The sequence below is a fragment of the Acinetobacter sp. YH12108 genome (genome assembly GCF_013419055.1).
Taxonomy (GTDB): domain Bacteria; phylum Pseudomonadota; class Gammaproteobacteria; order Pseudomonadales; family Moraxellaceae; genus Acinetobacter.
The window spans coordinates 33,440-55,818 of sequence record NZ_VPAW01000010.1 but is presented as its reverse complement, the minus strand read 5'-3'; the positions used below and the strand labels follow the sequence as shown (position 1 = coordinate 55,818).

At 42.9% G+C, this 22,379-nt stretch carries 25 protein-coding genes; 13 read left to right on the top strand and 12 right to left on the bottom strand.

All coding sequences use genetic code 11. The annotated features are described in order from the left end of the window. Positions 1–7 precede the first annotated feature (7 nt). Both FTU46_RS08310 and FTU46_RS08305 read right to left on the bottom strand, forming a co-directional pair. Positions 8–574, bottom strand: a complete 567-nt coding sequence (locus FTU46_RS08310; protein ID WP_159124209.1) for a hypothetical protein — start codon at positions 572–574, stop codon at positions 8–10. Between the two features lie 41 nt (positions 575–615). After that, positions 616–1,155 carry a DUF924 family protein gene (locus FTU46_RS08305; protein ID WP_180104726.1) on the bottom strand — a complete coding sequence of 180 codons (540 nt, stop codon included), beginning with the start codon at positions 1,153–1,155 and terminating at the stop codon, positions 616–618. 211 nt (positions 1,156–1,366) lie between these two features. Between FTU46_RS08305 and gshA the strand changes: the two genes are divergently transcribed. After that, the gene (gene gshA, locus FTU46_RS08300; RefSeq protein ID WP_180104725.1) at positions 1,367–2,944 is read left to right on the top strand and encodes a glutamate--cysteine ligase; all 1,578 of its coding nucleotides are present in this window, start codon (positions 1,367–1,369) and stop codon (positions 2,942–2,944) included. Between the two features lie 18 nt (positions 2,945–2,962). After that, complete coding sequence (locus FTU46_RS08295) at positions 2,963–3,490, top strand: disulfide bond formation protein B (protein WP_159124206.1); 528 nt, start codon at positions 2,963–2,965, stop codon at positions 3,488–3,490. Between the two features lie 88 nt (positions 3,491–3,578). On the opposite strand, the gene FTU46_RS08290 is transcribed toward FTU46_RS08295, so the two are convergent. Next, positions 3,579–4,910, bottom strand: coding sequence for an alpha/beta hydrolase (locus FTU46_RS08290; protein ID WP_034703167.1), 1,332 nt, complete (start codon positions 4,908–4,910; stop codon positions 3,579–3,581). A gap of 243 nt (positions 4,911–5,153) precedes the next feature. Here FTU46_RS08290 and FTU46_RS08285 point away from each other — a divergent pair, with 243 nt between their 5' ends. Both FTU46_RS08285 and parE read left to right on the top strand, forming a co-directional pair. Then, positions 5,154–5,747, top strand: coding sequence for a YqiA/YcfP family alpha/beta fold hydrolase (locus tag FTU46_RS08285; protein ID WP_180104724.1), 594 nt, complete (start codon positions 5,154–5,156; stop codon positions 5,745–5,747). Position 5,748: 1 nt separating this feature from the next. Continuing rightward, on the top strand, positions 5,749–7,629 hold the full coding sequence (gene parE, locus FTU46_RS08280) for a DNA topoisomerase IV subunit B (protein ID WP_166137506.1): 1,881 nt from the start codon (positions 5,749–5,751) through the stop codon (positions 7,627–7,629). Positions 7,630–7,691: 62 nt separating this feature from the next. Here the strand turns inward: parE and FTU46_RS08275 are convergent, their stop codons facing one another. The 4 genes from FTU46_RS08275 to FTU46_RS08260 form a co-directional block, all read right to left on the bottom strand. Continuing rightward, on the bottom strand, positions 7,692–8,420 hold the full coding sequence (locus FTU46_RS08275; protein ID WP_166137503.1) for a hypothetical protein: 729 nt from the start codon (positions 8,418–8,420) through the stop codon (positions 7,692–7,694). A gap of 119 nt (positions 8,421–8,539) precedes the next feature. Further along, entirely contained in the window at positions 8,540–9,043 is a 504-nt protein-coding gene (locus FTU46_RS08270; protein WP_179991909.1) for a GNAT family N-acetyltransferase, read from the bottom strand. 97 nt (positions 9,044–9,140) lie between these two features. After that, positions 9,141–9,872 (bottom strand): outer membrane protein OmpK, encoded by a 732-nt coding sequence (locus FTU46_RS08265; protein WP_180104723.1) that lies wholly within the window; start codon positions 9,870–9,872, stop codon positions 9,141–9,143. Positions 9,873–10,064: 192 nt separating this feature from the next. After that, positions 10,065–10,208, bottom strand: coding sequence for a hypothetical protein (locus FTU46_RS08260; RefSeq protein WP_159124199.1), 144 nt, complete (start codon positions 10,206–10,208; stop codon positions 10,065–10,067). 240 nt (positions 10,209–10,448) lie between these two features. On the opposite strand from FTU46_RS08260, the gene FTU46_RS08255 reads away from it, so the two are divergent. From FTU46_RS08255 to dsbD, 4 genes are all read left to right on the top strand, one after another. After that, positions 10,449–10,817: an HPF/RaiA family ribosome-associated protein gene (locus FTU46_RS08255; protein WP_005232722.1), complete on the top strand. Its 369-nt coding sequence runs from the start codon at positions 10,449–10,451 to the stop codon at positions 10,815–10,817. A 129-nt stretch (positions 10,818–10,946) separates the two neighbouring features. Beyond that, positions 10,947–11,489, top strand: a complete 543-nt coding sequence (locus tag FTU46_RS08250; RefSeq protein WP_004781453.1) for an ankyrin repeat domain-containing protein — start codon at positions 10,947–10,949, stop codon at positions 11,487–11,489. A 24-nt stretch (positions 11,490–11,513) separates the two neighbouring features. Further along, positions 11,514–12,281 carry a transporter gene (locus FTU46_RS08245; protein ID WP_180104722.1) on the top strand — a complete coding sequence of 256 codons (768 nt, stop codon included), beginning with the start codon at positions 11,514–11,516 and terminating at the stop codon, positions 12,279–12,281. 17 nt (positions 12,282–12,298) lie between these two features. After that, a complete protein-coding gene (gene dsbD / locus FTU46_RS08240; RefSeq protein ID WP_180104721.1) occupies positions 12,299–14,143 on the top strand; it encodes a protein-disulfide reductase DsbD in 1,845 nt (614 codons plus the stop codon). Positions 14,144–14,201: 58 nt separating this feature from the next. Here the strand turns inward: dsbD and FTU46_RS08235 are convergent, their stop codons facing one another. Continuing rightward, positions 14,202–15,392 carry a GGDEF domain-containing protein gene (locus tag FTU46_RS08235; RefSeq protein WP_180104720.1) on the bottom strand — a complete coding sequence of 397 codons (1,191 nt, stop codon included), beginning with the start codon at positions 15,390–15,392 and terminating at the stop codon, positions 14,202–14,204. A 264-nt stretch (positions 15,393–15,656) separates the two neighbouring features. Between FTU46_RS08235 and FTU46_RS08230 the strand changes: the two genes are divergently transcribed. Continuing rightward, the gene (locus FTU46_RS08230; protein ID WP_159124195.1) at positions 15,657–16,226 is read left to right on the top strand and encodes an FMN-dependent NADH-azoreductase; all 570 of its coding nucleotides are present in this window, start codon (positions 15,657–15,659) and stop codon (positions 16,224–16,226) included. 72 nt (positions 16,227–16,298) lie between these two features. On the opposite strand, the gene FTU46_RS08225 is transcribed toward FTU46_RS08230, so the two are convergent. Beyond that, on the bottom strand, positions 16,299–17,210 hold the full coding sequence (locus FTU46_RS08225; RefSeq protein ID WP_180104719.1) for an alpha/beta hydrolase: 912 nt from the start codon (positions 17,208–17,210) through the stop codon (positions 16,299–16,301). 155 nt (positions 17,211–17,365) lie between these two features. On the opposite strand from FTU46_RS08225, the gene FTU46_RS08220 reads away from it, so the two are divergent. Next, complete coding sequence (locus FTU46_RS08220) at positions 17,366–17,803, top strand: DUF2147 domain-containing protein (RefSeq protein WP_004781465.1); 438 nt, start codon at positions 17,366–17,368, stop codon at positions 17,801–17,803. 86 nt (positions 17,804–17,889) lie between these two features. On the opposite strand, the gene FTU46_RS08215 is transcribed toward FTU46_RS08220, so the two are convergent. Beyond that, a complete protein-coding gene (locus FTU46_RS08215) occupies positions 17,890–18,240 on the bottom strand; it encodes a Spx/MgsR family RNA polymerase-binding regulatory protein (RefSeq protein ID WP_180011101.1) in 351 nt (116 codons plus the stop codon). Positions 18,241–18,709: 469 nt separating this feature from the next. Further along, positions 18,710–19,528, bottom strand: coding sequence for an exodeoxyribonuclease III (locus FTU46_RS08210; RefSeq protein ID WP_159124217.1), 819 nt, complete (start codon positions 19,526–19,528; stop codon positions 18,710–18,712). A 41-nt stretch (positions 19,529–19,569) separates the two neighbouring features. Here FTU46_RS08210 and pyrE point away from each other — a divergent pair, with 41 nt between their 5' ends. Together pyrE and FTU46_RS08200 are read left to right on the top strand one after the other, a co-directional pair. Next, a complete protein-coding gene (pyrE, locus tag FTU46_RS08205; protein ID WP_125279724.1) occupies positions 19,570–20,220 on the top strand; it encodes an orotate phosphoribosyltransferase in 651 nt (216 codons plus the stop codon). Positions 20,221–20,646: 426 nt separating this feature from the next. Further along, positions 20,647–20,958, top strand: coding sequence for a hypothetical protein (locus FTU46_RS08200; protein WP_159124191.1), 312 nt, complete (start codon positions 20,647–20,649; stop codon positions 20,956–20,958). Between the two features lie 141 nt (positions 20,959–21,099). On the opposite strand, the gene FTU46_RS08195 is transcribed toward FTU46_RS08200, so the two are convergent. Then, positions 21,100–21,294 carry a DUF3565 domain-containing protein gene (locus FTU46_RS08195; protein WP_004781474.1) on the bottom strand — a complete coding sequence of 65 codons (195 nt, stop codon included), beginning with the start codon at positions 21,292–21,294 and terminating at the stop codon, positions 21,100–21,102. A 130-nt stretch (positions 21,295–21,424) separates the two neighbouring features. Here FTU46_RS08195 and gshB point away from each other — a divergent pair, with 130 nt between their 5' ends. Beyond that, complete coding sequence (gshB, locus tag FTU46_RS08190; protein WP_159124190.1) at positions 21,425–22,372, top strand: glutathione synthase; 948 nt, start codon at positions 21,425–21,427, stop codon at positions 22,370–22,372. Positions 22,373–22,379: the final 7 nt, after the last annotated feature.

The window sequence follows — 22,379 nt, the reverse complement described above, 5'->3', positions numbered from 1 at the left end:
CCTGTTATTAGGGCGTGGCCGGCTGCGGTTGGAGTACTTGGCCGGATGGACTTACTCCATATTTAGCGCCAAGTGATTGTAAAATCAAGCGGGCATCAAAGGCATCTTTCGGCTCCTGACCGGCTTTAAAGCACTCAATGGTATAAGCCACTTGAGCAGGATCTAAAGTGACAGTATAGGGCTGGTCATAGAATGGATCGGGCCAGAATCCCGGATAGCGACGGGAATAACCATAAGGACGATAATAGCCGTATGGATAGACGCTAGGCGCCGGATAGACAATCGCCTGACGCGGTGGTTGCTGGGTACGGTTGCTTGGATCGTTCAGTACCCGGAAAAACTGGAAACCGTTCTGAACTGTGGTCTGCGCGGCTTTCAGCAGGGTAATTTCTTCGGCTGTACCGAAACTCATATTAGGTCGCGCCTGAAAACTGATGCGATAAGTGTTGGCATTCAGTGGAGTAGTGCTGTACTGGCCGAGCTGGTCAAAGGTAAGCGGCTTGGACGGTGTCGTTGCACAGCCGGAAAGCAGGGCGGTCGTCGCAAGGGTCAGGGCAATGACGGTCTTTTTCATCTTCGTTCTCCTGATAGGATGATCCAGCGAGTTACAGACCTCTAGAAGCTGCTATCTGGCTGGGTCAGGAAACTCAATTCTTCCTCGGTGGATTCACGGCCCAGAATCTGGTTGCGATGTGGGTAGCGTCCGAAACGATCAATAATGATTTTATGCTTGATTTCATATTCGAGGTTTTCTGGATTGCCGAGGCGCTGAAATAATTTTAGCGCAAATTCATGGATTAATTGAGACTCGCTATGCATGAAAGGCATATAAAGAAAGGAACGTTGCTCCGGACTCAGCTGTTTGTCCAGATCCTGGCTGATGGCTTCCTGAGCCAGTGCCAAAGCCAGACTGTCCTGAGCAAAAGCACGCGGCGTATCCCGAAAAATATTACGTGAAAACTGGTCCAGAACAAGGATTTCTGCTAATCGACCATCAGCATTCTTACGCCATGACCACAGTTCAGCTCTACTCGCCTGTTCCAGAATATCGCCAAATTTTTCCTTCAAACTTTGGTCGAACTGGTCACTTTTGGTAAACCAGTTGGGTTGAGTCTCAGGACTAAACCAAAAGTCTAAAATATCTTGATAATTCATAATGTTTACAATTTATTAGCATTTATTTGTCAATAAAATCACAAATTTCACATGTCTTATAGAGAAACTTTGTGTTAAAAATTTGCCCAACTAAAAATCAATGGTTTGCTTGAAAACTAGGCAGGGCAGCATGTGCTGTCTGGAAATCGCGGTATACTAAGCTAAACCGATGATTCTATTTTAATAGTTACCCCCATTAAGCGAGATTGTAATGAGTCAACCTGAATCGACTGCCCATGATGTATTACCGGAATGGGTAGATTCGTCGCTCATCAAAGGAATGCTGCGCGGTATCGAGCGTGAGAGCTTGCGTATGCAAAGCAATGGTTTCCTGTCGCAGGAACCGCATCATCATGCCTTAGGTTCAGCTCTGACACATCCGCATATTACGACCGATTATTCTGAAGCCTTGATGGAGTTTATTACTCCACCGAAAGAGAGTATTACTGAGGCATTAAACTATCTGACCGACATTCATGCCTTTGTACATCGTCATCTGAAAAATGATGAAAAGCTCTGGCCGATGTCTATGCCGTGCATGCTCGACAGTAAGGATGAAAATATCCCGCTGGCGCAATATGGCAGCTCCAATATTGGCTTATTTAAAACGCTGTATCGTCATGGTTTAGGCGTGCGTTATGGTCGCCGTATGCAGACCATTTCCGGGGTTCACTATAATCTGTCTTTCCCGGATCATTTCTTTATAGCACTTCAGGAACAGGAAACTGATGAAGAGCTACGCGCTTTAAGCCTGCAGGATTATCGCAGCCATCGCTATATGGGGCTGATCCGTAACTTTATTCGTTTAACGCCACTGGTAATTTTCCTGGTTGGTGCCAGTCCAGCAGTGTGCCAGTGTTTTATGACTGGACGTGATCACCATTTATTTCCGCTGGTACGCGGTACTTTATATACGCCTTATTCGACTGCATTACGGATGGGACGCTTTGGCTACCAGAATTCAGCGCAGAAACAGCTCGGTATTCACTACAATAATCTGCAGGATTATCTGGAAGGTCTGCAAAAAGCGGTCAGAACACCGTACAAACAGTTTACCCGTCTGGGTCTGGATGATGCCAATGGTCAGCCAATTCAGATCAATGACCATGTGCTACAGATTGAAAATGAATACTACAGTCTGGTGCGTCCAAAGCAGGTACCTCAAGAAGGTGAAACTCCATCGCAAGCCTTGCAAAATCGCGGGATCGGCTATGTTGAGCTGCGTGCTGTAGATGTCAATCCGTATAGCGCGATCGGGATCAATGAAGATACTGCCGGCTTCCTGGAAGTAGTGGCACTGTACTGCTTATTGCAAGACAGCCCGGCATTGCTGGATGCCGAACAGGAAATCATTGACCAGAATCAGGCTGAAGTGGTCAATCGTGGCCGCGCCTATAACGCTGCGATTATGGAAAATGGCCAGCGTTATATGATTGAAGACTGGTGTAATCTGCATTTGCAACGTATGCAGCCACTGGCTCAATTGCTCGATCAGGCTTATGAAACTGATCTATATAGCAATGCTATGCAAGCCATGCAGATCCGTGTCGATGAAGTTGATGCGACCTTGTCAGCCCTGATTGTCGGAGATATTCGTAGCCACAGCAGCATGTGGCAGTTTGGTCAGCATTTGGCCCATCAGCATAGCAATCTCTATGAATCACATCGATTAAGCAAAGAAACACTTAAATATTTCAATGAATTGTCACAAAAGTCATTGCAGCAACAACAGCAGCTCGAGCAAGATAACACGATCAGTTTTACTGAATATTTAGCCCAATATCGATAATAAATAAGAGGATTAACCATGCAATGGGGTTATCGCTTCGTGAGTGGTGTGTTGTTTTTGGCATCTGTTGCCGGGATGGCATTTGCTTTATATCTTGAGCATGGACAGGGCCTGAACCCTTGCCCATTGTGTGTGTTTCAACGAATCGGATTGATCGGACTAGGGATTATTTCCCTGATTGCCTTGCTGCATAATCCGAAATCCAATGCCATGAAGCGTGGTTATGCTTTCTTAGGCTCGCTGAGTATCTTATGGTCAGTCGGTGTCGCTGCACGGCATGTCTGGCTACAGAACCTGCCCCCAGATCAAGTGCCGAGCTGTGGCCCAGGTCTGGATTACTGGCTGGAAACTTTGCCGATGAAATCGGTATTACAGCAGGTATTAAACGGTTCAGGTGAATGTGCCGCAATTGACTGGACGTTCCTGGGGCAATCTTTACCGGTCTGGTCATTGGTGTTCTTCAGTATTTTATTGCTGATCAGCCTGTGGCAGTTATTTCGCAAATATCAGACTGCGCCCGTCAAACGTCTAAGAGATAAATACTGATTTTCAAAATTGGAATCAAAAAAGCCAGTCTACAGACTGGCTTTTTTTTATCACTCTCTTAGAGGCGAACCAAATTTTTTACCTTCAATCAGGTTAGGGCAATGCCTTCAATACTGTCCAGATCGGTCACGTATTCATGAATTTGCGTATAGGTTTCATCTTCCACACTTGGATAGAACCAGCGCACAATCTGTTCGGCCACCAGTGGATGATACTGAATTTCAAAATGATTCAGTCCATAGAAAATCGCCTTATGTGCGTCGGGTACTTTCAGATCAAAACGCGGATGGGGATGTTCGCCCAAGGCACTTTTGACACTGACCAGATAATCACCGATCACATTAAGCGTTTTGTTGGTATGGTGTTCAAACTCGATCGTACCTGCCACCAGATAGGCATCAATATGCGCAGGAATCGGGGCTGGTTTACGGTTGTCGTCCATAAAGCCAATCCGTACCGGATTATGTTCCCAGTCATCATCCCGGACGCTGCCATGACGTAAGTCTAGAATTCCGTTACTGCGAATATTCACCACATGTCCCACAATTTTCACTAAAGGAAAATGTCCGAGCTTTTCCTGCAAACTAAAACCAAAACGTTCCAGTACCGCACCATGATGCGGTGAGCCCAGACAGACCAGATTTTCTACCATCGGAATCCAGTCATAGACATTTTGTTTGCCATAGAACAAGGCGCTGCGTGACACCAGACCGCCCATACTGTGTCCGATCAGATCAATACTGGTAATTCCTGGATTACGTTTGACCAGATCCTGCAAGACATTGGCCAGACTGCGGCCATTGGCTGAAATGCGGCGTCCGGTATTGTAGTTCAGGTACAGCATGGTGTTATGGTCACGCTGTGCCAGTAATTTTTCTCCAATGCCCGGATATTTGCGGGTTGACCAGTCCAGATGGTTCATGCACAGACCATGCACAAATAGGGTAATGCGTCCGGTTAGCTCACCTTGTTGCAGAGAACCATAATGATCGTAAATGAGCATCGGCAGGGCGAGAGGATTCTGATATTTCAGCAGATAATCGCCAATAATCCCGTTCAGGGCACTGACCATAAAATGCATGGTCGGGGTCAGAGGTTTATTATGTAATTTTGGAAATCTTTCAATAATACGGCGCAGTCCAGGCGCAATCAGGGTATTGCCATAATGAAAGATCATGTCATAAGACATTTGATACAGACGTACGATATAAGGAATATTCTGGAAAGTTTTGGAATTTTTTTCACTCAGCCCGAATACGCTCATTAAAATTTCACGCTGAATCGATTTAATCAGCTCCTGTACTACATCACTAAAGCGCATGGTGACCAATTGTGCCAGGCCTTCCAGGACATCTGCCTGGCTAAGCGGAGTTCGATCCCATCGACAATAGGTTTCATGCAATGGCGTTAAACTTGGCATTTGATCCTATCCTTTATATGAGCCGTAGACATCTTTCTTTTTTGAGCACTTCGCGGTATAAATTCTTTTTTTCAGTATTCTTGATTCTCAATTTATTCGGAATACTCTTAAAATAGCGAGAATTGCATAACATTAAAGGCTTTTTTGTCAGACAATTTAAGCAATTAAGTGGTTATAAAATGAAGTGTATTTCACACTTTTAAATTAAATTTTGACATTTTGTTTGTTTTTTATTGATTGCCGATGAATATCATTTACCTGCATGGGTTCAAGAGTAGTAGCAGCTCAATTAAAGGCCAGTTATTGGAACAATACTGTGCAAAGTACCCGGATATTCAGGTGCATTTACCCGATTTGAACATGCCGCCCATAGCTGCAATTCAGAAGATTTCTAAATTGATCCAGTCGATGGATCAGGTGGCATTGGTCGGCAGTAGTCTCGGGGGATTCTATGCGACATATCTGGTCGCTCAAGCACATGTGCCGGCTGTACTGATCAATCCGGCAATGCGACCATGGCAGCTGTTTCGTGAACTGTTTGATGATGAATTGCCCCTGCAGGTTCATCCGAACTGGTGCCTGAATGACGCAGATCTTGGCCAGCTCGAAGCCATGGCGCTACCAACTGCACAAGATGCAGACAAAATGTTAGTGCTGTTACAACAAGGCGATGAAGTTTTGGATTATCGTGAAGCACATCGCTATTATAGTTCAGCTCGTCCACCTGCACTGCTGATGACCGAGGCCAATGGCAGCCATGGCATGGATGATTTTGCGGAGAAAATTCCGCTGCTCTTACAGTTTTTATCCGACTGCATAAAAAAGGAAACCGAATAACGTGTCTCAATATACGGCTCAATCTCTTGAAGTTTTATCTGGTCTAGATCCGGTGCGTCGTCGTCCGGGCATGTATACCGATACCTCTCGTCCAAACCACTTGGCGCAGGAAGTGATTGATAACGCGGTCGATGAGGCACTGGCGGGACATGCCAATAAAGTCACGGTCACGGTGTATAAGGATGGTTCATTATCGGTTGAAGATAATGGCCGTGGTATGCCCGTCGATATTCATCCGGAATATGGTCAGAGCGGGATTGAAATTATCCTGACCAAACTGCATGCCGGTGGTAAGTTCAGTACTGATAACTATCAATTTTCTGGCGGTCTGCACGGGGTGGGGATCTCGGTCGTCAACGCGCTTTCTAGCCGCGTAGAAGTTGAAGTTCAGCGTCACGGCAACCTGTATAAAATGGCCTTTGAAAATGGTGAACCGACTGCACCACTAGAAGTGCTGGAAGGCAAGGCACCGAAACGTGCCACAGGGACAACTGTTCATTTCTGGCCGGAAACCAAATATTTTGATTCTCCAAAATTCGCGCTTAAAGCCTTAAAACATAACTTAAAAGCCAAAGCGGTATTGGCTGCTGGTCTGCAAATTAACTATATCGACCAGATCAATGATGAAAAGATCACCTGGCAGTTTGAAAATGGTTTGGTCGACTATTTGATGGATGAGCTGGAAGACCGTGAAATCATTCCGGCCCCTGCTTTTGTGGCGACAGGTGATGCTGAGCGTGCCAGTGCAGAATTTGCCATCTGCTGGAATGTGGAAGGTGGAGAAAGTATTCAGGAATCATACGTCAACCTGATTCCAACCGCACAGGGTGGTACTCACGTGAATGGCTTACGTTCAGGCGTGACCGATGCCATGCGTGAGTTCTGTGAGCTGCGTAACCTGTTGCCACGGAATATGAAATTGTCTGCAGAAGATGTCTGGGATGGGGTGAATTATATCCTGTCGCTGAAATTTCAGGAGCCACAGTTTTCTGGCCAGACCAAGGAACGTTTATCTAGCCGTGAAGCCTCCGGCATTGTGCAGAATATTGCCAAAGATGCGTTTGCGCTATGGTTAAACCAGAATTCAGACATCGCTATGCAACTGGCAGAAATGGCGATTTCCAAAGCGGGTCGCCGTCTGAAAGCGGCCAAAAAAGTTGAGCGTAAGAAAATTGTCGCTGGTCCGACTTTACCTGGGAAACTGTCAGATTGCGTTGGACATGATCTGGATCAGTCTGAACTGTTTATTGTGGAAGGGGACTCTGCGGGTGGCTCGGCCAAGCAGGCACGTGACAAGAATTTCCAGGCGATCATGCCGATTCGTGGGAAAATTTTAAATACTTGGGAAGTCTCTTCGGATGAAGTGCTGGCCTCTCAGGAAGTGCATAACATTGCAATCGCGATTGGGGTCGATCCAGGTTCAGATGACCTGTCTGAACTGCGTTATGGCAAGATCTGTATTCTTGCCGATGCCGACTCGGATGGTTTGCATATTGCGACTTTGTTATGTGCGCTGTTCGTAAAACACTTCCCGATTCTGGTCGAAGAAGGACATTTATTTGTGGCGATGCCACCCCTATTCCGTATCGATGATGCTAAAGATGTGCACTATGCGCTGGATGAAGATGAACTGGAAGGCATCCTGAAAAAATGTAAAACCAAGAACCCGCAGATCACCCGATTCAAAGGTTTAGGTGAGATGAATGCCAGCCAGCTCCGTGAGACTACTTTGGATCCAAATACTCGCCGTCTGGTGCAACTGGATCTGGATGATGTGCACCTGACTTCAGGTTTACTGGATAAACTTTTGGCCAAAAAACGTGCTAGTGACCGTAAAGACTGGCTGGAACAGAAAGGTAATCTGGCAGATATCGTTGTTTAAAATGACTTGCTGCTAATATCTATTAAAAAGCCCGCAATCGCGGGCTTTTTTAACAACTCAATTTAGGACTCAACTTTTAAATAGTGTCCATCTGCATAGACATTATGTCCAAAGCCACAACCTGAACTGCCACTGTCCTGTTTTAAAATTACCTGCTGCCCCTGTTTAGGATCAAAAGCAAAATTGAGATTAATTTTGCAGTCATCTGATCGATAGGTCGTTTGGGTTTTATTAACAGGCATTGTGGTTTCAAATTCACCTATATTTGGACCATAAATCATGCTATTTAGTCCCATATAGAGGCCATTAAAATGAATCTGATAAGAATTTTTAATCCGTTTGACTTGAATGGTATTCCAGTGACCGAAGCCAGCATGCTGTATATAGATGCCAGCCAAGTTTTGAGTTTTTTGCGGGGAAGGAAGCTGTTTTAAATTAAATTGACTGCTTTTGGCTTGAGGAAAGACTGAGAACCAGGCCCGTGCCCATTGTGGCTTTCCTGATTTAAAATAGCTTAAGCCAACATTATTAAAAGCAGTGGCAATGGCATTTTCGGAAAAAGATACACCACTGTTTTCACTATGCATCTCACAAAAAGCAGACCAGGAAGCTTGCTGTTGAAATTGTCCTAGCGCATTTTGATACTGTTTCTGATCATAAAATTTTCTTCCCGAGTTGGCATAGCTTTTCACCTTGGCACATTCGGATCGGAGTTCAGTTTCAAAGTCTGAATTGGCGAAACTGAAACTACTCAGAGGGAGAATACTGATAAAGATAAGCCACTTATTCATAATTTTACTCAACTGACATTATTCTGGTTTTAATAGAAAATTTTATCTATCAGTAATTTTTCTAACAGATTATTGATCCAATTAGATTAAGTTTTACATAAAAAATAAAATATTTTGGTTTAATTCAGGTTGAGTTGCATCAATACCAGATCGCGCCATTGTCCAAATTTCTGTCCAACTTCCGGCATATAACCGGTTTGTTTAAAGCCTAATTTCTCATGTAAGGCAATTGATGCCTGATTTTCATGGTCAATGGCACCAACCATAACATGGATAGCATTTTGTCGGGCATGTTCAATCAGCTTGAGCATCAAAGCTTTACCCAGACCTTGCCCAATAAAGTCTGCATGAAGAAAGACAGAATGTTCAACAGTGTGTTTAAAGCCCTGAATGGGTCGAAAAGTAGAATAATCCGCATAACCTGCAATTTGCTTGGACGCTGAATGCTCAGCCACCAATAAAGGAAATCCCTGAGCATTTAATTCACTTAGCATGTTCTGAAAATCCTGGATCGTTTTTGGCGTGCTATTCCAGGTTGAGGTTCCGTATAAGATTTCAGCATTGTAGATCGGGAGTATCTGTTCCAGATCTTGAATTTGAGCAGGACGAATAACAAAGCTCATAAGCAGATGCCAAAAAAGAAAGAGAATATCTAACCATAACTTGAATTTAGGCAATAAAAAAGCAGAACCGAAGTTCTGCTTTATTCATTCTAAAAACTTAGAAATGGTATTTCACCAATGCGCTAACATTATGTTCGTCTAAGCCTTTGATTGCATATTTATTGTTCCAAACTGAATGCTCGATACCGAAGTATAATTTGGTTTCAGGAGAGATATGTTTACCAGCATTCCATTTGTATTGAGACGTCCAGTTCAATTCACTTGCATGATCGTTTTTCTCAGCTGTTGACCAGTCCAGGAAAGCATCTGCCAGGAATTCTTCACTACCAATTTTAAATGGAACCGCATAAGTAATGGTCATCTGATAGTCATCTTCAGAACCTTTTTCATTATCAACTTTATAGAAGTTGATGTTTGCATAACTGGTATAAGGAACATCTAGAGCAAATCCAATACCATATAGGTAATTATTAAAGCCTTCACCACCTTCCCAAGTAGTAGAAATAAGTACGTCTTTAATTGGACCAGCTTCAAGTTTTTGGCCAGTGACCGCACCTAAGCTTAAACGTGGTGAAACTTCAAAGTAAGTTTCATTACCACTGAGATCATTATTAGTACGGTCAGCAAAGGCGAAGATATCACCATATTTTAAACCAGCTGCATATTCAGCCGTAATGGTTGACTGTTCTAAATCATCAACCATACCTACAGGATGTGCATAATTTTCGCCATATAGGCCTGTCAAACTAAAATCCTGCCAAACTGCTGCCTGAGTGAAAGCTGCTGTTGAAGCCAATGCACAAAGTGCCGCGATTTGTGTAAATTTCATTTAAATATCTCCCCCGAGAAAGCAGCTTAAGGATACAGATTAATAAGTAAAAATAAAGTCAAAATTGATCACTGACAGAAATATTTCATCGTCCTGAGCTGATGATAATTTGAGATATTGGGAGAAGAAGGTTTATAGGATATTTGAAGCGAGTTAAATTTTTATATTTAAATTAATTTTAAGAATTGAGACTCAATTTTGAAGCTGATTAAAGTAATTACATAGATCTTTTATGAACAGGGCAAAGACTGCTTTAATTTTGGGAAGGTCATGTGAATAGTATTTCGATTGTTCCAAATCTGGAAGGTCAATCACGATCCGGTAAGCAGTTGTCACGATTGGTTGTCCTTTTGCTAAAAAAATCAAAATATCACTTGCATATTTTCAAGAGAGGACCGATATTCGAAGTATAGGAACACGGTTCTGCAGACTCAAAAATGTGTTCATCATTCAATCTGGAGGGTTTTATCCAAAGCGATTTGAAGATTTGAAATGCAATATAAAACAGCAAGCTATACACGTGTCAAGATAAAAATTCTGCACTAAAAAGTTAAAATGATTTGAGGATGGTATTTTATGAACATTGAACTCCGTACCGATAAAAACATTCGCAATAGTGATCGTCTAATTACTTACGTTCGTACCGAATTAAATCAGGAATTTCAGCGCCACAGTGAGCGTATTACCCATTTCTCAGTGCATCTTAGCGATGAAAATGCCGCCAAAGGAGGCGATGATGATATTCGCTGCATGATCGAAGCACGTCCTGCCGGCTTGAAGCCAATTGTCGTGAACCATCATGGTCATAATGTTGATACTGCCATTCATGGTGCCATCGACCGTTTAAAACGCAGTCTGGAACATGTGATTGAGAAAAAAGATAACGTACGTAGCACTCCGCTAAAACTTGCGGAAGAAGATACGGGTACAGATCTAGAACAATAAATAATTCGCAGATGAAAAAGGCCCCTACGGGGCTTTTTTCAATTTTAGATAAAATAAACGAATGAGAACAAAACAAATCCCGCTTTATTCGGCATAATAGTGAAAAACGAATTTGAAGTGAGCTCCATCATGTTAACTGCGCAACAACAGCTTTTTGTGCAAGCACTCGAAGAACTCAATCTGGGTCAGGTCAAACAGCTTTTGGCAGATGGACTTAACCCGAATTTTATTGATCTGGAAAAAGGCCCAGTTATTTCCATCTGGTCAGATGGCCTGTTCAAATGGTGGGAAGAAGTCTGCGAAGCTTATGAAGCGGGCAGTCCCTTAACTGCTGAAGAAAAACAGCAACGTCTGGATGTACATTTACAGATTCTGGAAGCGCTGATCCAGGCTAAAGTCAATTTGCATCTCTGGGATGCTGAAGAAGTTTATGGCCCGCTTTGGGATGCGGCCAGTGCAGCCTGTGTACCTGCAGTGCAGCGCCTATTAGAAGAAAAAGTCAATCCGAATAGCAAGGATGAAGAAGGATTAACCATTCTGTCATCGATTAGTGATTTATTCTTTGATTGTGATTTTGATGAAATTAACTGGGCAGAAGCACTGGAAGAAGAAAAACAGACCCTAGAATTATTGCGTAGTCATGGCGCAAAAATGACCAAGGAATTACATTAAATTTTAAGAAAGAGCTCCAGCAAGATGAAGACAACTTTAAGAATATTGGGTTTGATGGCACTGACGGGTGTCAGTGCACAGCTTTGTGCAGCGGTAGAGTTTGACCGACCAGGTGAAGGTCTGGGCACTAGTACAGTTCCAGTGGGTCAGTTAGCTTGGGAACAGGGTTTACCGAGTTTCTCTTATAGCGAAGCGACTGTGGATGGAAGCAAGCTGAAACAAACCACTTTAAATGCCGACGTCTTGTTGCGTACCGGTTTGACTGATGATCTGGAATTACGTTTAGGCTGGGCCGGTCCGGCCTGGTCACAAACCAAGTTCAATAGCCAGACTGAAGAGGATGATGGTCTAGGCGATGTCAGTATTGGCCTGAAAAAAGCCATTGATCTGGATGATGAAAAACTCAGTATGGCGCTGATGGCTGAAGCCATTATTGCCACAGGTAATGCTAATTTTAGCAATGAAGAAGATATTTACAGTCTGAGCTCAGCAGTTGCTTATCAATATAATGATTTGGTGAATACTGCACTGACCATGCGTTATGAATGGCAGGATAGCAACTGGGCGATTACTGCGATTCCGACTTTAGGCTATCAGATTACTAAGCGCTGGTCAGGTTATTCGGAACTGATTTATCGTAAAGCCGAAAGTCAGAATAATGAATATGCACTAGGGACTGGTGTCATGTATGCATTGAATGATCAGGTACAACTTGATGCCAGTATCGGGGTGGATCTGGAAGGCCAGAATAAAGGTTACTTCTCAGGCTTGGGCGTATCGTTCCTATTCTAAGCTGCTCTTATTTCGATATGACCAAAGCACTTCAGTTTAAGATCGGGAGAAAAGTATTTTCTCCAGTCTTATTGGGCACAGTGTTGCTTAGCAATATTGCTCAGGCAGAAGCGCCCTTATTGTCGCCTGAGCAGGCTTTTCCTCTGAGTATCAGTTCAGTCACTCAGCAACAGACTGAACTTAGCTGGGAAATTCCACAAAACTATTATCTTTATCAGCATAAGGTAGAGCTAAAGCAGGGAAGTCAGCCGATGACCTTGCAACTACCACCCGCTGAAGATCTATATGATGAAAACTATGGTCATACCCAGGTTTATTATCAGCAATTAAAAGTTCAGATTCCGACACAGGCGGGTCAAACTTATCAGGTCAGCTGGCAAGGCTGTGCCAAAGACCGGCTTTGTTACCCACCCCAAACCATTGAATTTAAGACTGACTTATCCGGTCTGGTGCAATATGAATCTACTGGCTCGGGTAATAAAAGGTTACTGGATCTAAGCAGCTCTTCCTCGCAACACAACCGGATTATGGCAAATTCTGCTGATGATCTAGAATCAGGAAATACAGACAGCAAAATCGTCGAAGTCATTTCTACACGATCCAGCAGCGACTCGGCACAAGATCAGCAATGGTCTGCACGTCTGGCTGAAAGTTCGCTGGCTTATGGATTGCTGTTATTTTTCGGCTTGGGCATTTTGCTGGCATTTACGCCATGCTCTTTGCCGATGCTGCCAATTCTGACTTCATTAATTGTTCGTGATAGCAAAGGCATCAAGGCCTGGATGATTGCCCTAAGCTTTGTAAGCAGTATGGCCGCAGTCTATGCGGTATTAGGCTTGATCGCGTCTTCAGCCGGACTCAACTTTCAGCGCTGGTTACAGCAACCTGCCACCCTGATGGCATTTAGTGCATTATTTGTGGTATTTGCCCTCAACTTGTTTGGCCTGTTTGAAATTAAAATGCCACAGCGTCTGACGCAACGTCTGGACCGGGTTCAGGCGATGCAGCAAGGGGGAACTCTGGTTAGCGCTGCGATCATGGGATCTGTTTCTGCCTTGCTGGTTGGGCCTTGTATGACGGCACCATTAGCCGGTGCTTTATTATTTATTTCCCAGACTCAGAACCAATGGCAAGGCGCAGTGCTGTTGTTTACGTTGGGTTTCGGTATGGGCACCCCGTTGCTGCTGGCCAGTATTATGGGGGCACGTATTCTACCTCGAGCCGGGCACTGGATGAATCAGGTGAAAGTGCTCTTTGCTTTCATTATGCTAGCTTTGGCCTTGTATTTTATTCGTCCGCTGATTTCAGAAGCGGCATTGCAGTGGCTGTCGCTAGGGCTGGGCTTAAGCTTTGTTGTTTATGTTCTGGCACGATTATTCTGGAAAAATACCGGACTGCGCTGGCTCTATATCATCTGTTTGGCTATTGCAGTGCCTTATATTACATATAGTCAGTATCAGCATAGTCAGCGTTTTTTTGTTGAAACTGCCCAACAACAGGCGAGTTGGCATATAGCAAAAACGGCCACTGAATTTGAACAGTTATTGGCTACAGTACCGCAAGGGCAGAAGGTCATTATTGATGTCTATGCTGATTGGTGTGTGGCCTGTCAGCCGATTGAACATAAAGTATTAAAGGCAGTTGCTGTCCAGCAGGCCTTAGCCCCTTATTTTCTGATCAAGCTTGATCTTAGTCAGTATGATGCTACGCATCAGGCTTTACTTAACCGATGGGAAATTCTGGGACCACCGACCTATTTATTTCTTGATAATAAGCAGCAGGAGATTCGCAGCTTACGTTTGACTGGCGCATTTAGTAAAGCAGAATTATTGGCACAGCTACAGCTTTTAGAACAGCTCTAGCATTCACTTTAAAGCTTTTCTGGTACATGCTTTAAAGTGAATAAGGCCGATAAAAATATCAGGCTGGTTGAACTTTCAAAGGTTCCAGATAAGATTTCACCTGATTCCGTCCACCGGCTTTGGCCTGATAAAGGGCCTGATCGGCTTGGCTTAAAAGTTGCTGTGGGCGTAATTCTGGTTTTGAAATAGCAATGCCAAAGCTGGCCGTCACCGGGATCAATTGTCCTTCATCACTAAAAATCTGTAGTTGCTGGATCGCGCTTCGGCAACGCTCTGCAACCTGCTGGGCTTTTTCCAGGCTGGAATTATTCAGGACCAGAATAAATTCTTCACCACCGAACCGTCCGACGACATCGCTTTCACGCAATTGCTGGTTTAGTACCGCACTGACTTGTACCAGTGTTTCATCGCCCTTGTGATGTCCATAGTAATCATTGATCTTTTTGAAATGATCCAGATCTAGCAGCACCAGGGCATAGTTAAAAGTCGCAGTACTATTTAACTGATCCAGACATTGATTGATACTACGGCGATTAAACAGATTGGTCAGAGGATCAATCTGGCTGAGATGGTTAATCAGCTGTTCGCGATAACGCCATTGACTGAGTAAAATCTCAAATAAAATCATGCAGACAGCAAGAATTGGCAGGATAAAATACAGCATTGATAATAGCCAGAAGCTATTATGGAAAAACTGATCCTGAATATTGAAGAGTGGCGAATAAGGCAGTTGCTGGGTAAAGCTTAGATAGGCACAAGTCACCAGAAACAGGGAGGCGGGAATCAGCATGCTATAGACCAGTCTCCGGTGAAACAGGACCAGTCCTACCGTCATCAGGCAAACATAGGCAATCGTGGCTACCGGGCTGATCACGCCCACGATATAGGCGTCGCGACATAAGGAAACGACGAAGATACCCACTGCCAGATAAGGAAAATATCGTTCTATCAGTGCATTGCCTTGAAATTTATAACAGGGATAAATCAAAAGAACCAGCGCCAGTAAAAACAGGCCATTCATGTGAATCTCTGAACGAACGACATCAATATGGACATGCTGCCAGTATTGCGGATGTAACAGGACAAACAGGTCCCAGCTTAGCCAGCTGATATGTATGCCACAGCCAAGTGCCAGCATCAGGATACACTTTTTCAAAATCCCCCAGTTCATCACTACTTCATCTTCGATCAGATATTTCTTGAGTCGATGATTCTGGAATTTTTGTAATACTGCTGACATTCGCTTCATACAACAGGTCTGACCTTTATTGTTATTGCTAAGTTTTTAAAAGATGGAAAAATATTGCTTTAATTATTTACAGAAATATAACATAAAATTAATTCATTGATAATCAGTAATATTTATCAAAAATTAAAAAAAAGGAGAAAAATTAAGCTGGAAATTTATTGTTCTAAATACGCAATGAAGTGTTTTATTTAAACCCATTATTTCATTATTTAAAGTTTATTAAGCTATGTCCATTCCCGAACAATGAACGGACCAGATTAAGCAATGAAAATTTTACAGATTGATTCCAGTATTTTAGGTGATGCCTCTATTTCCCGTCAGTTGACTCAAGCTATTGTGGGACAGCTTCAACAGAAACATGGTGAGGCTGTTGAGCTTGAATATCTGGACTTGGCTGCACAGCCGATTCCACATTTAACTGCCGAAATTTTGATGGGTCAAAATCTTGAGCAGGCGGCTTTAGGTGAACAGATTTTACAGCAGTACTTACAGGCGGATATCGTGGTGGTTGGGGCTGCTATGTATAACTTTGGCCTACCTTCTACTTTAAAAGCCTGGATTGACCGCATTAGTGTGGCGGGACGTACCTTTAAATATACAGAAAATGGCCCAGTTGGTCTGGCAGGTGAAAAGAAAGTCTATATTGCCAGTAGCCGCGGTGGTGTTTATGGCGAACAAAGCCCAGTCGATTTCCAGGAAGCTTTCCTGAAAACTGTATTTAACTTTACTGGCGTAACTGATGTGCACGTAATTCGCGCTGAAGGCGTCAATATGGGTGATGTAGCGAAACAGCAGGCAATTGAAACTGCGATGGCGCAGGTCAGCCAGATCTAAAATTCGATAGAAAATGAATGAACAAAAAAAGGTCAGCAATCGCTGACCTTTTTTATGGCTTCTTTTAAATTTCTAGTCTTGATCCAGACGATGAGCAAATTCTGAAAGATCCGCCAGCGCTTGTCGAGCCTCTTCAAACCAGGCACTAAACATCTGAAAGTTATGCCACATCCCGGTATATAACTTGAATTCAACCTCGACACCAGCCTGTTCCGCTTTTTCCTTGAAGCGTGTGGCATCATCCAGCAGAATTTCTTTAGATCCCACCTGTATATGCATCGGTGGCAAACCACTGAGATCGGCAAAAAATGGGGAAATTTCCGGATCGCCACGATCCATTGTACTCGGTACATAATACTGAATCCCGGTTTTCAGGGTTTCAATCGACAGTAGGGCATCATGTTTCTGATTATAGCGTAGTGATTCACTGGTCAGGGTCAGATCAAGGAAAGGGGAAAGTAGAATCAGTCCACTCACCTGTGGCAGGCCTTCCTGCTGTAATTTGAGTGCCAACGCCAACGCCAGATTAGCGCCACATGAATCTCCGGACAGAACAATGTCCTTAGCCTGAATGCCCTGATCTAATAACAGGTTATAGACATCAAGCACAGCTTCCAAAGGTTCAGGATAAGCAGATTCAGGAGCCAGAGGATAATCAATATGCAGTACCTGCATCTGGGTGCGAGCGGCAATCTGGGTCATAAAGGCACGATGGGTATTTAAGGAACCGAGATAAAAAGCACCACCATGAATATGGAAAATCAGCTGGCTGGATTCCTGCTGTGGTTTGACTTCCTCGGCATGTACACCTGCCAGCCGGAGCGAACGGATTTGTACGGACTTATCTTGCGGAAAAATCTTGCACATCTGCTCCAGTGCGACCCGTAAGGAGCTTGGAGGAAGATTGAACCGACTAGGCGCGCGGATGGTCGCTTTTAAAAGACTTTCTGTAATTAATTGTTTCGTCACGGGGCTCATCTTCATCTTCTTTCCATCTTTTTCTGCTTTTATTGATTATGTAGATTATTTACCAACAATATTTACAAGGTTACACTAAATAGTCACAGGTAAAAATTGCAAAAATGTTGTGACTTTTTAATACTACATCGGTCTATCTCAGACTAGGGAAATGAAGAAAAATGAAAAAAATTACGCTAATGTTAGGACTACTCGGCTTATCTGCGCTGGCCAATGCTGCAGATCCTTTAAATGGTACCGTTTGGAAAACGATTGACGACGAAACCAAACAACCAAAGGCTATAGTAAAATTTACTGAGCAAAAAAATGGGACATTATCTGCAAGCATCCAATCGGTATTAACACCGGGTGAAGAAAATGCTTGTACAAAATGTGAAGGTCCGTATCACAATAAATCGCTGAAAGGTTTAACGATTGTGAAAGGCCTGAAAAATACAGGCGGAACCAGCTATGACAGTGGTTCGATCCTAGATCCAAAATCTGGTAAAACTTATAAGCTGAAAGGCAACCTGACAGATGGTGGCAAGAAGCTTGAGCTGCGCGGTTATATCGGCGTGTCTGCTTTAGGTCGTAACCAAACCTGGATTCGTGCCAAATAATAGATCATGACCGTTCTCTAAAAACTACCATAAAAAAGCCTGACAGAAGTCAGGCTTTTTTTATTCTTCCAGCTCATCTGGGATGATTAGTCTTTTAGCTTTTGATAAGCGGCTTCATCAAAACCAGCGATAAAACCAGTTGCAGTCTGTAATACCGGACGTTTGATTAAGCTGGTATGAGTAGTTAAGGCGGTAATCAGATTATCTTCACTGGCAAGCGCATTTTCCTGTTCTTCTGCAGTGAGTTTACGCCAGGTAGTGCCTTTCTTGTTCAGTACCACATCTTGGCCTAAAGCATCCAGCCAGGTTTTAACCGTATCCGCGTCAATTCCCTGTTTTTTATAATCATGAAATTCGTAAGCCAATCCCAGTTCATCAAGTAAATCAAAAGCTTTTTTCATCGAATTGCAGTTTTTAATGCCATAAATCTTGAGCATGCTCGCTGTATCCCAAACAGTTTATTTATTGATGGCTTAGCTTAGCTGAATTTATGCCGATCGCCTATGTGCTTCCAAGAAGCTTGTTTTTAAGCAATATTTAAAAGACATGTCATTCGATTGACATCGTTTAAGAGCAGAATGGGTATTAAAAAGTAAATGGTAAAGTTTAAGAATAAGAAAAAAATGAAGGTACTGAAATGAGAAAACCCGCATCTAATCATCCTGATTATGCGGGTCTCAATACAACGTCCGTTGTCACATCCATGAAAAACAAGCTAAATCTGATAGTTTGTTTTATTTTCTTCCTACGGCGTCCTGTCCTTATAGTGTCATCCTGACATATCCCTGTGCCGTGTGAGTATCATGCGCTGTTAGGGTCTGAAGATAAACCTGAAAATACGTCATGTAGTGTAGGTAATAAACCTTAATTGAGTGAACGAATGTTCACTCAATCTTTCGGTCAGTTTTAGATTTTATAGTCAATAATCACGGGTGCATGGTCACTAAACCATTCATCTTTATAGACCCAGGCATTTACAGTACGGTCTTTCCAGTCCGGTGAGCAGGCCTGATAGTCAATCCGCCAGCCCACGTTCTTGGCGCGGGCTTGACCACGATTCGACCACCAGGAATATAGCTCGGCTTCTTTACGGACTTCGCGGAACGTATCGACATAACCCAGTTCATCATAGATATGATCCAACCATGCACGTTCATGCGGCAAGCAGCCCGATGCTTTCTGGTTACCGGACCAGTTTTTAATATCGATACGTTTATGCACGATATTGTAATCACCACAGACAATGATGGATTTGTCTTCATCGCGCCATTGTTTCAGGATCTTTTTATACTCTTCCAGAAAGTGATCTTTACGTGCCTGCGCTTCATCGCCCGAAGAACCTGAAGGTAAATACAGCGAACAGATATGTGCTGTTTTTTCTAGACCCAAGTCAAATTCTGCCGAGATAAAGCGACCTTGAGAATCGGCCAGTTCAAAACCCAAACCATCGGTAATCGAAACGAAAGGCAGACGGCTGTAAATCGCTGTACCCGCGTAACCTGGACGCTCGGCAGGGAACAGGTGGGTATACCAGCCTTCAGGCTTAAATTTATCAGTCCACTGCGCATGGGTAATCCGGCTTTCCTGCATGCAGATCACATCGGCATCAGACTGTTCGATCCACTCTAGCAAGCCCTTGCTGACAGAGGAACGTAAACCGTTGACATTAATTGAAACGACACGAAGAATTTTTTGATCACCTGGATAGCTACTCTTTGGTATCATGCGCAAGTCTTACCCTTAATTAATGGATTTAGGAGCACCTCATGTCAACGCCAGCTCAGTTTAACCCGCAAGCTTTTATCGAACTCGCATTATCACGTGGTGTGCTTAAATTTGGTGAGTTTACTTTAAAATCAGGACGTGTGAGTCCTTATTTTTTTAATGCTGGCTTGCTCAATGATGGTGAAGCCTTGTCACTACTGGCTTCTGGCTATGCTGCAAAATTAACTGAATGTGACAATGTTGAAGTGATTTTTGGACCAGCATACAAAGGCATTCCTTTTGTAGCGGCTACAGCAGTGGCATTGTCTCAAAATCATGGCGTCAGCGTGCCATGGGGCTTTAACCGCAAAGAAGCCAAAGATCACGGTGAAGGTGGTGTGCTGGTCGGTGCTTCAGTGGAAGGGAAAAAAGTCTGGATCATTGATGATGTGATTACAGCCGGTACTGCGATTCGTGAAGTGGTCACTATCCTGAAAAATGCCGGTGCGCAAATTGCTGGTGTACTGGTTGCTCTTGACCGTCAGGAAAAAGGCCAAGGTGAATTATCTGCTATTCAGGAAGTACAAAAAGAGCTGGAAATTCCAGTACATGCACTGATTACTATGAAAGATTTAATGAATTACCTAGATGCAAAAGGCGATAGCGAAGCATTGGCGAAAATGGAAGCTTATCGTGTGAAATACGGAATCTAAAATCCAATTCACCACATGAAGATGTATAAGCCCTAGTAATCTAGGGCTTTACTTTTTATGGGAAGAGAAGTTCTGTTCAGGCGATTGTATTTAAAAGAAATATAAATAATAAGATAGAAATTTTGATCTAAATAAACCTTGAATTCGATAAATTATATTATCTTCTTCAAAATTAAATTCTATCTAAATATTCTTCTCAATATATAAATCTTGATCAAAATTTTTCTATCAAAAAAGAACAATATTTTTTAAAGAAACTCATTAAAGAATGAATTACCCCCCCATAAAGTCCCTTTACAAATAAAATGAATAAGGTAGTTATGGTCATTGTTTACAAATTGTAATCTGCCTATATTAAAATAAACATTACGTAATTAATTATAAGAATTTCATAATTTTAATTGATTTAAAATAAGAGTACTAGGAATGGATTACTGGAACAGTGTTTTATTTATATCGATTATAACGGTGGTAGGTTTAGCCATTATTGTCATGCTGGTAGGCTACAAGATGTGGAAAAACTTGGTGGTGACTTTACTGATCTCTACAACGATTGGCTTTCTGATTATATGTACTATTAACTTTATCTTTGGGGAAAATCTGAATTTGCCCTGGATTCCTGATCAGAGCTGGCATCATAAGATCACTTTGGAAATTGCTCTGATGAGCTTACTGATTGGCGGGGTCAGTACCTTTATTATTATGCTGGGAACCATGATTTCGAAAAATAATCGTTAAATCATAAAATTAGATGTATTTAGTTGAAAGATAATGCATTTATAAGCAAGGTATTATTATTTTTATTCAGGTTTTAATCAATTTTCTAAACGAGATAAAATACTCAGGGTGAGTATATATACTGATTTGATTTAGAAGATATTAATCCTCGTGTATTTCACATTTTTTGCAGTCCAATAAGACGCCCAGTTTTTCTTTACGGCCTTGTTCGGTCATGACCCAAGGACGGTTTTGCCAAGGTGGATCATGCCGCACATGCTGACCATGACCACAGGCCAGTTCAGCGACCCAATGATTTTCTTCATCCAGATGAAAGCCGACAATTGCCTGCTGCATGATAAATGCTCTTGTTGATTAAAGTATTTAAGCATTTATACAAAATTAGTCATGCAAAATCACCATAAACAAAAGAAACTGCACAGGCTATACTCCTTGCTAATGTATTTTTAAGAAAGAGCACAGAGACATGCGCGTACTTGTTGTGATGGATCCCATCGAAAATGTAAACCTGAAAAAAGATTCAACCATGGCCATGTTATGGGCAGCTGCACGCCGTGGACATGAACTGGGTTATGCATTACAGCAAGATTTATATATCGACCAAGGTAAGGCCTTTGGTCTGATCTCGCCTTTGCAGGTATTTGAAGACTATAACCATTACTACGAACTGGGTGAAAAGAAAAAAGAATCGATTGCGGCTTATGATGTGGTGCTGATGCGTAAAGATCCGCCATTCGACATGAACTTTGTCTATACCACTTATATTCTGGAACAGGCAGAACGTGAAGGAGCATGGATTATCAACAAACCGCAAAGCCTGCGTGACTGCAATGAAAAGCTGTTTGCTACTCAGTTCCCGCACCTGCAAGTTCCGACTTTGGTAACGTCGCAACAAAGCCTGATCCGTGAATTTTTAAAAGAGCATGTTGATGTGATTGTAAAACCATTGGATGGTATGGGCGGCACCGGAATTTTCCGTCTCTATCAGGATGGTATCAATATTGGCTCAACCATTGAGATTCTGACCAACAATGGTAACCAGCCGATTATGGCACAGCGTTATATTCCTGAAATTGTAGAAGGGGATAAGCGTATCCTGATGATCAATGGCGAACCAGTACCGTATTGTCTGGCCCGTATTCCGCAAAATGGTGAAGTGCGTGGCAATCTGGCAGCAGGTGGTTTAGGTCAAGCACGTCCATTAACTGAGAATGATAGAGCCATTGCAGCGCAAGTGGGGCCTTATCTCAGAGAAAAAGGTTTGGTATTTGTCGGTCTGGATGTGATTGGCAATTATGTCACTGAAATTAACGTCACCAGTCCAACCTGTATCCGTGAAATTGATACTCAGTTTGGTACCTCCATTGCAGATGACCTGTTTGATGTACTGGAAGCCGGTCTGGGTCAAGCCTAAGCTTTCA

Bases quoted from the DNA above. Each gene is read 5' to 3' on its own strand.
- FTU46_RS08290 (WP_034703167.1), bottom strand. From the start codon at position 4,910: ATGCCAAGTTTAACGCCATTGCATGAAACCTATTGTCGATGGGATCGA.
- FTU46_RS08215 (WP_180011101.1), bottom strand. From the start codon at position 18,240: ATGCTCAAGATTTATGGCATTAAAAACTGCAATTCGATGAAAAAAGCT.
- FTU46_RS08200 (WP_159124191.1), top strand. From the start codon at position 20,647: ATGGATTACTGGAACAGTGTTTTATTTATATCGATTATAACGGTGGTA.
- FTU46_RS08265 (WP_180104723.1), bottom strand. From the start codon at position 9,872: ATGAAATTTACACAAATCGCGGCACTTTGTGCATTGGCTTCAACAGCA.
- FTU46_RS08250 (WP_004781453.1), top strand. From the start codon at position 10,947: ATGTTAACTGCGCAACAACAGCTTTTTGTGCAAGCACTCGAAGAACTC.
- FTU46_RS08285 (WP_180104724.1), top strand. From the start codon at position 5,154: ATGAATATCATTTACCTGCATGGGTTCAAGAGTAGTAGCAGCTCAATT.
- gshA (WP_180104725.1), top strand. From the start codon at position 1,367: ATGAGTCAACCTGAATCGACTGCCCATGATGTATTACCGGAATGGGTA.
- FTU46_RS08230 (WP_159124195.1), top strand. From the start codon at position 15,657: ATGAAAATTTTACAGATTGATTCCAGTATTTTAGGTGATGCCTCTATT.
- FTU46_RS08195 (WP_004781474.1), bottom strand. From the start codon at position 21,294: ATGCAGCAGGCAATTGTCGGCTTTCATCTGGATGAAGAAAATCATTGG.
- FTU46_RS08295 (WP_159124206.1), top strand. From the start codon at position 2,963: ATGCAATGGGGTTATCGCTTCGTGAGTGGTGTGTTGTTTTTGGCATCT.
- FTU46_RS08275 (WP_166137503.1), bottom strand. From the start codon at position 8,420: ATGAATAAGTGGCTTATCTTTATCAGTATTCTCCCTCTGAGTAGTTTC.
- FTU46_RS08245 (WP_180104722.1), top strand. From the start codon at position 11,514: ATGAAGACAACTTTAAGAATATTGGGTTTGATGGCACTGACGGGTGTC.
- FTU46_RS08305 (WP_180104726.1), bottom strand. From the start codon at position 1,155: ATGAATTATCAAGATATTTTAGACTTTTGGTTTAGTCCTGAGACTCAA.
- FTU46_RS08225 (WP_180104719.1), bottom strand. From the start codon at position 17,210: ATGAAGATGAGCCCCGTGACGAAACAATTAATTACAGAAAGTCTTTTA.
- FTU46_RS08310 (WP_159124209.1), bottom strand. From the start codon at position 574: ATGAAAAAGACCGTCATTGCCCTGACCCTTGCGACGACCGCCCTGCTT.
- gshB (WP_159124190.1), top strand. From the start codon at position 21,425: ATGCGCGTACTTGTTGTGATGGATCCCATCGAAAATGTAAACCTGAAA.
- pyrE (WP_125279724.1), top strand. From the start codon at position 19,570: ATGTCAACGCCAGCTCAGTTTAACCCGCAAGCTTTTATCGAACTCGCA.
- FTU46_RS08255 (WP_005232722.1), top strand. From the start codon at position 10,449: ATGAACATTGAACTCCGTACCGATAAAAACATTCGCAATAGTGATCGT.
- FTU46_RS08220 (WP_004781465.1), top strand. From the start codon at position 17,366: ATGAAAAAAATTACGCTAATGTTAGGACTACTCGGCTTATCTGCGCTG.
- FTU46_RS08270 (WP_179991909.1), bottom strand. From the start codon at position 9,043: ATGAGCTTTGTTATTCGTCCTGCTCAAATTCAAGATCTGGAACAGATA.
- dsbD (WP_180104721.1), top strand. From the start codon at position 12,299: ATGACCAAAGCACTTCAGTTTAAGATCGGGAGAAAAGTATTTTCTCCA.
- FTU46_RS08210 (WP_159124217.1), bottom strand. From the start codon at position 19,528: ATGATACCAAAGAGTAGCTATCCAGGTGATCAAAAAATTCTTCGTGTC.
- FTU46_RS08235 (WP_180104720.1), bottom strand. From the start codon at position 15,392: ATGAAGCGAATGTCAGCAGTATTACAAAAATTCCAGAATCATCGACTC.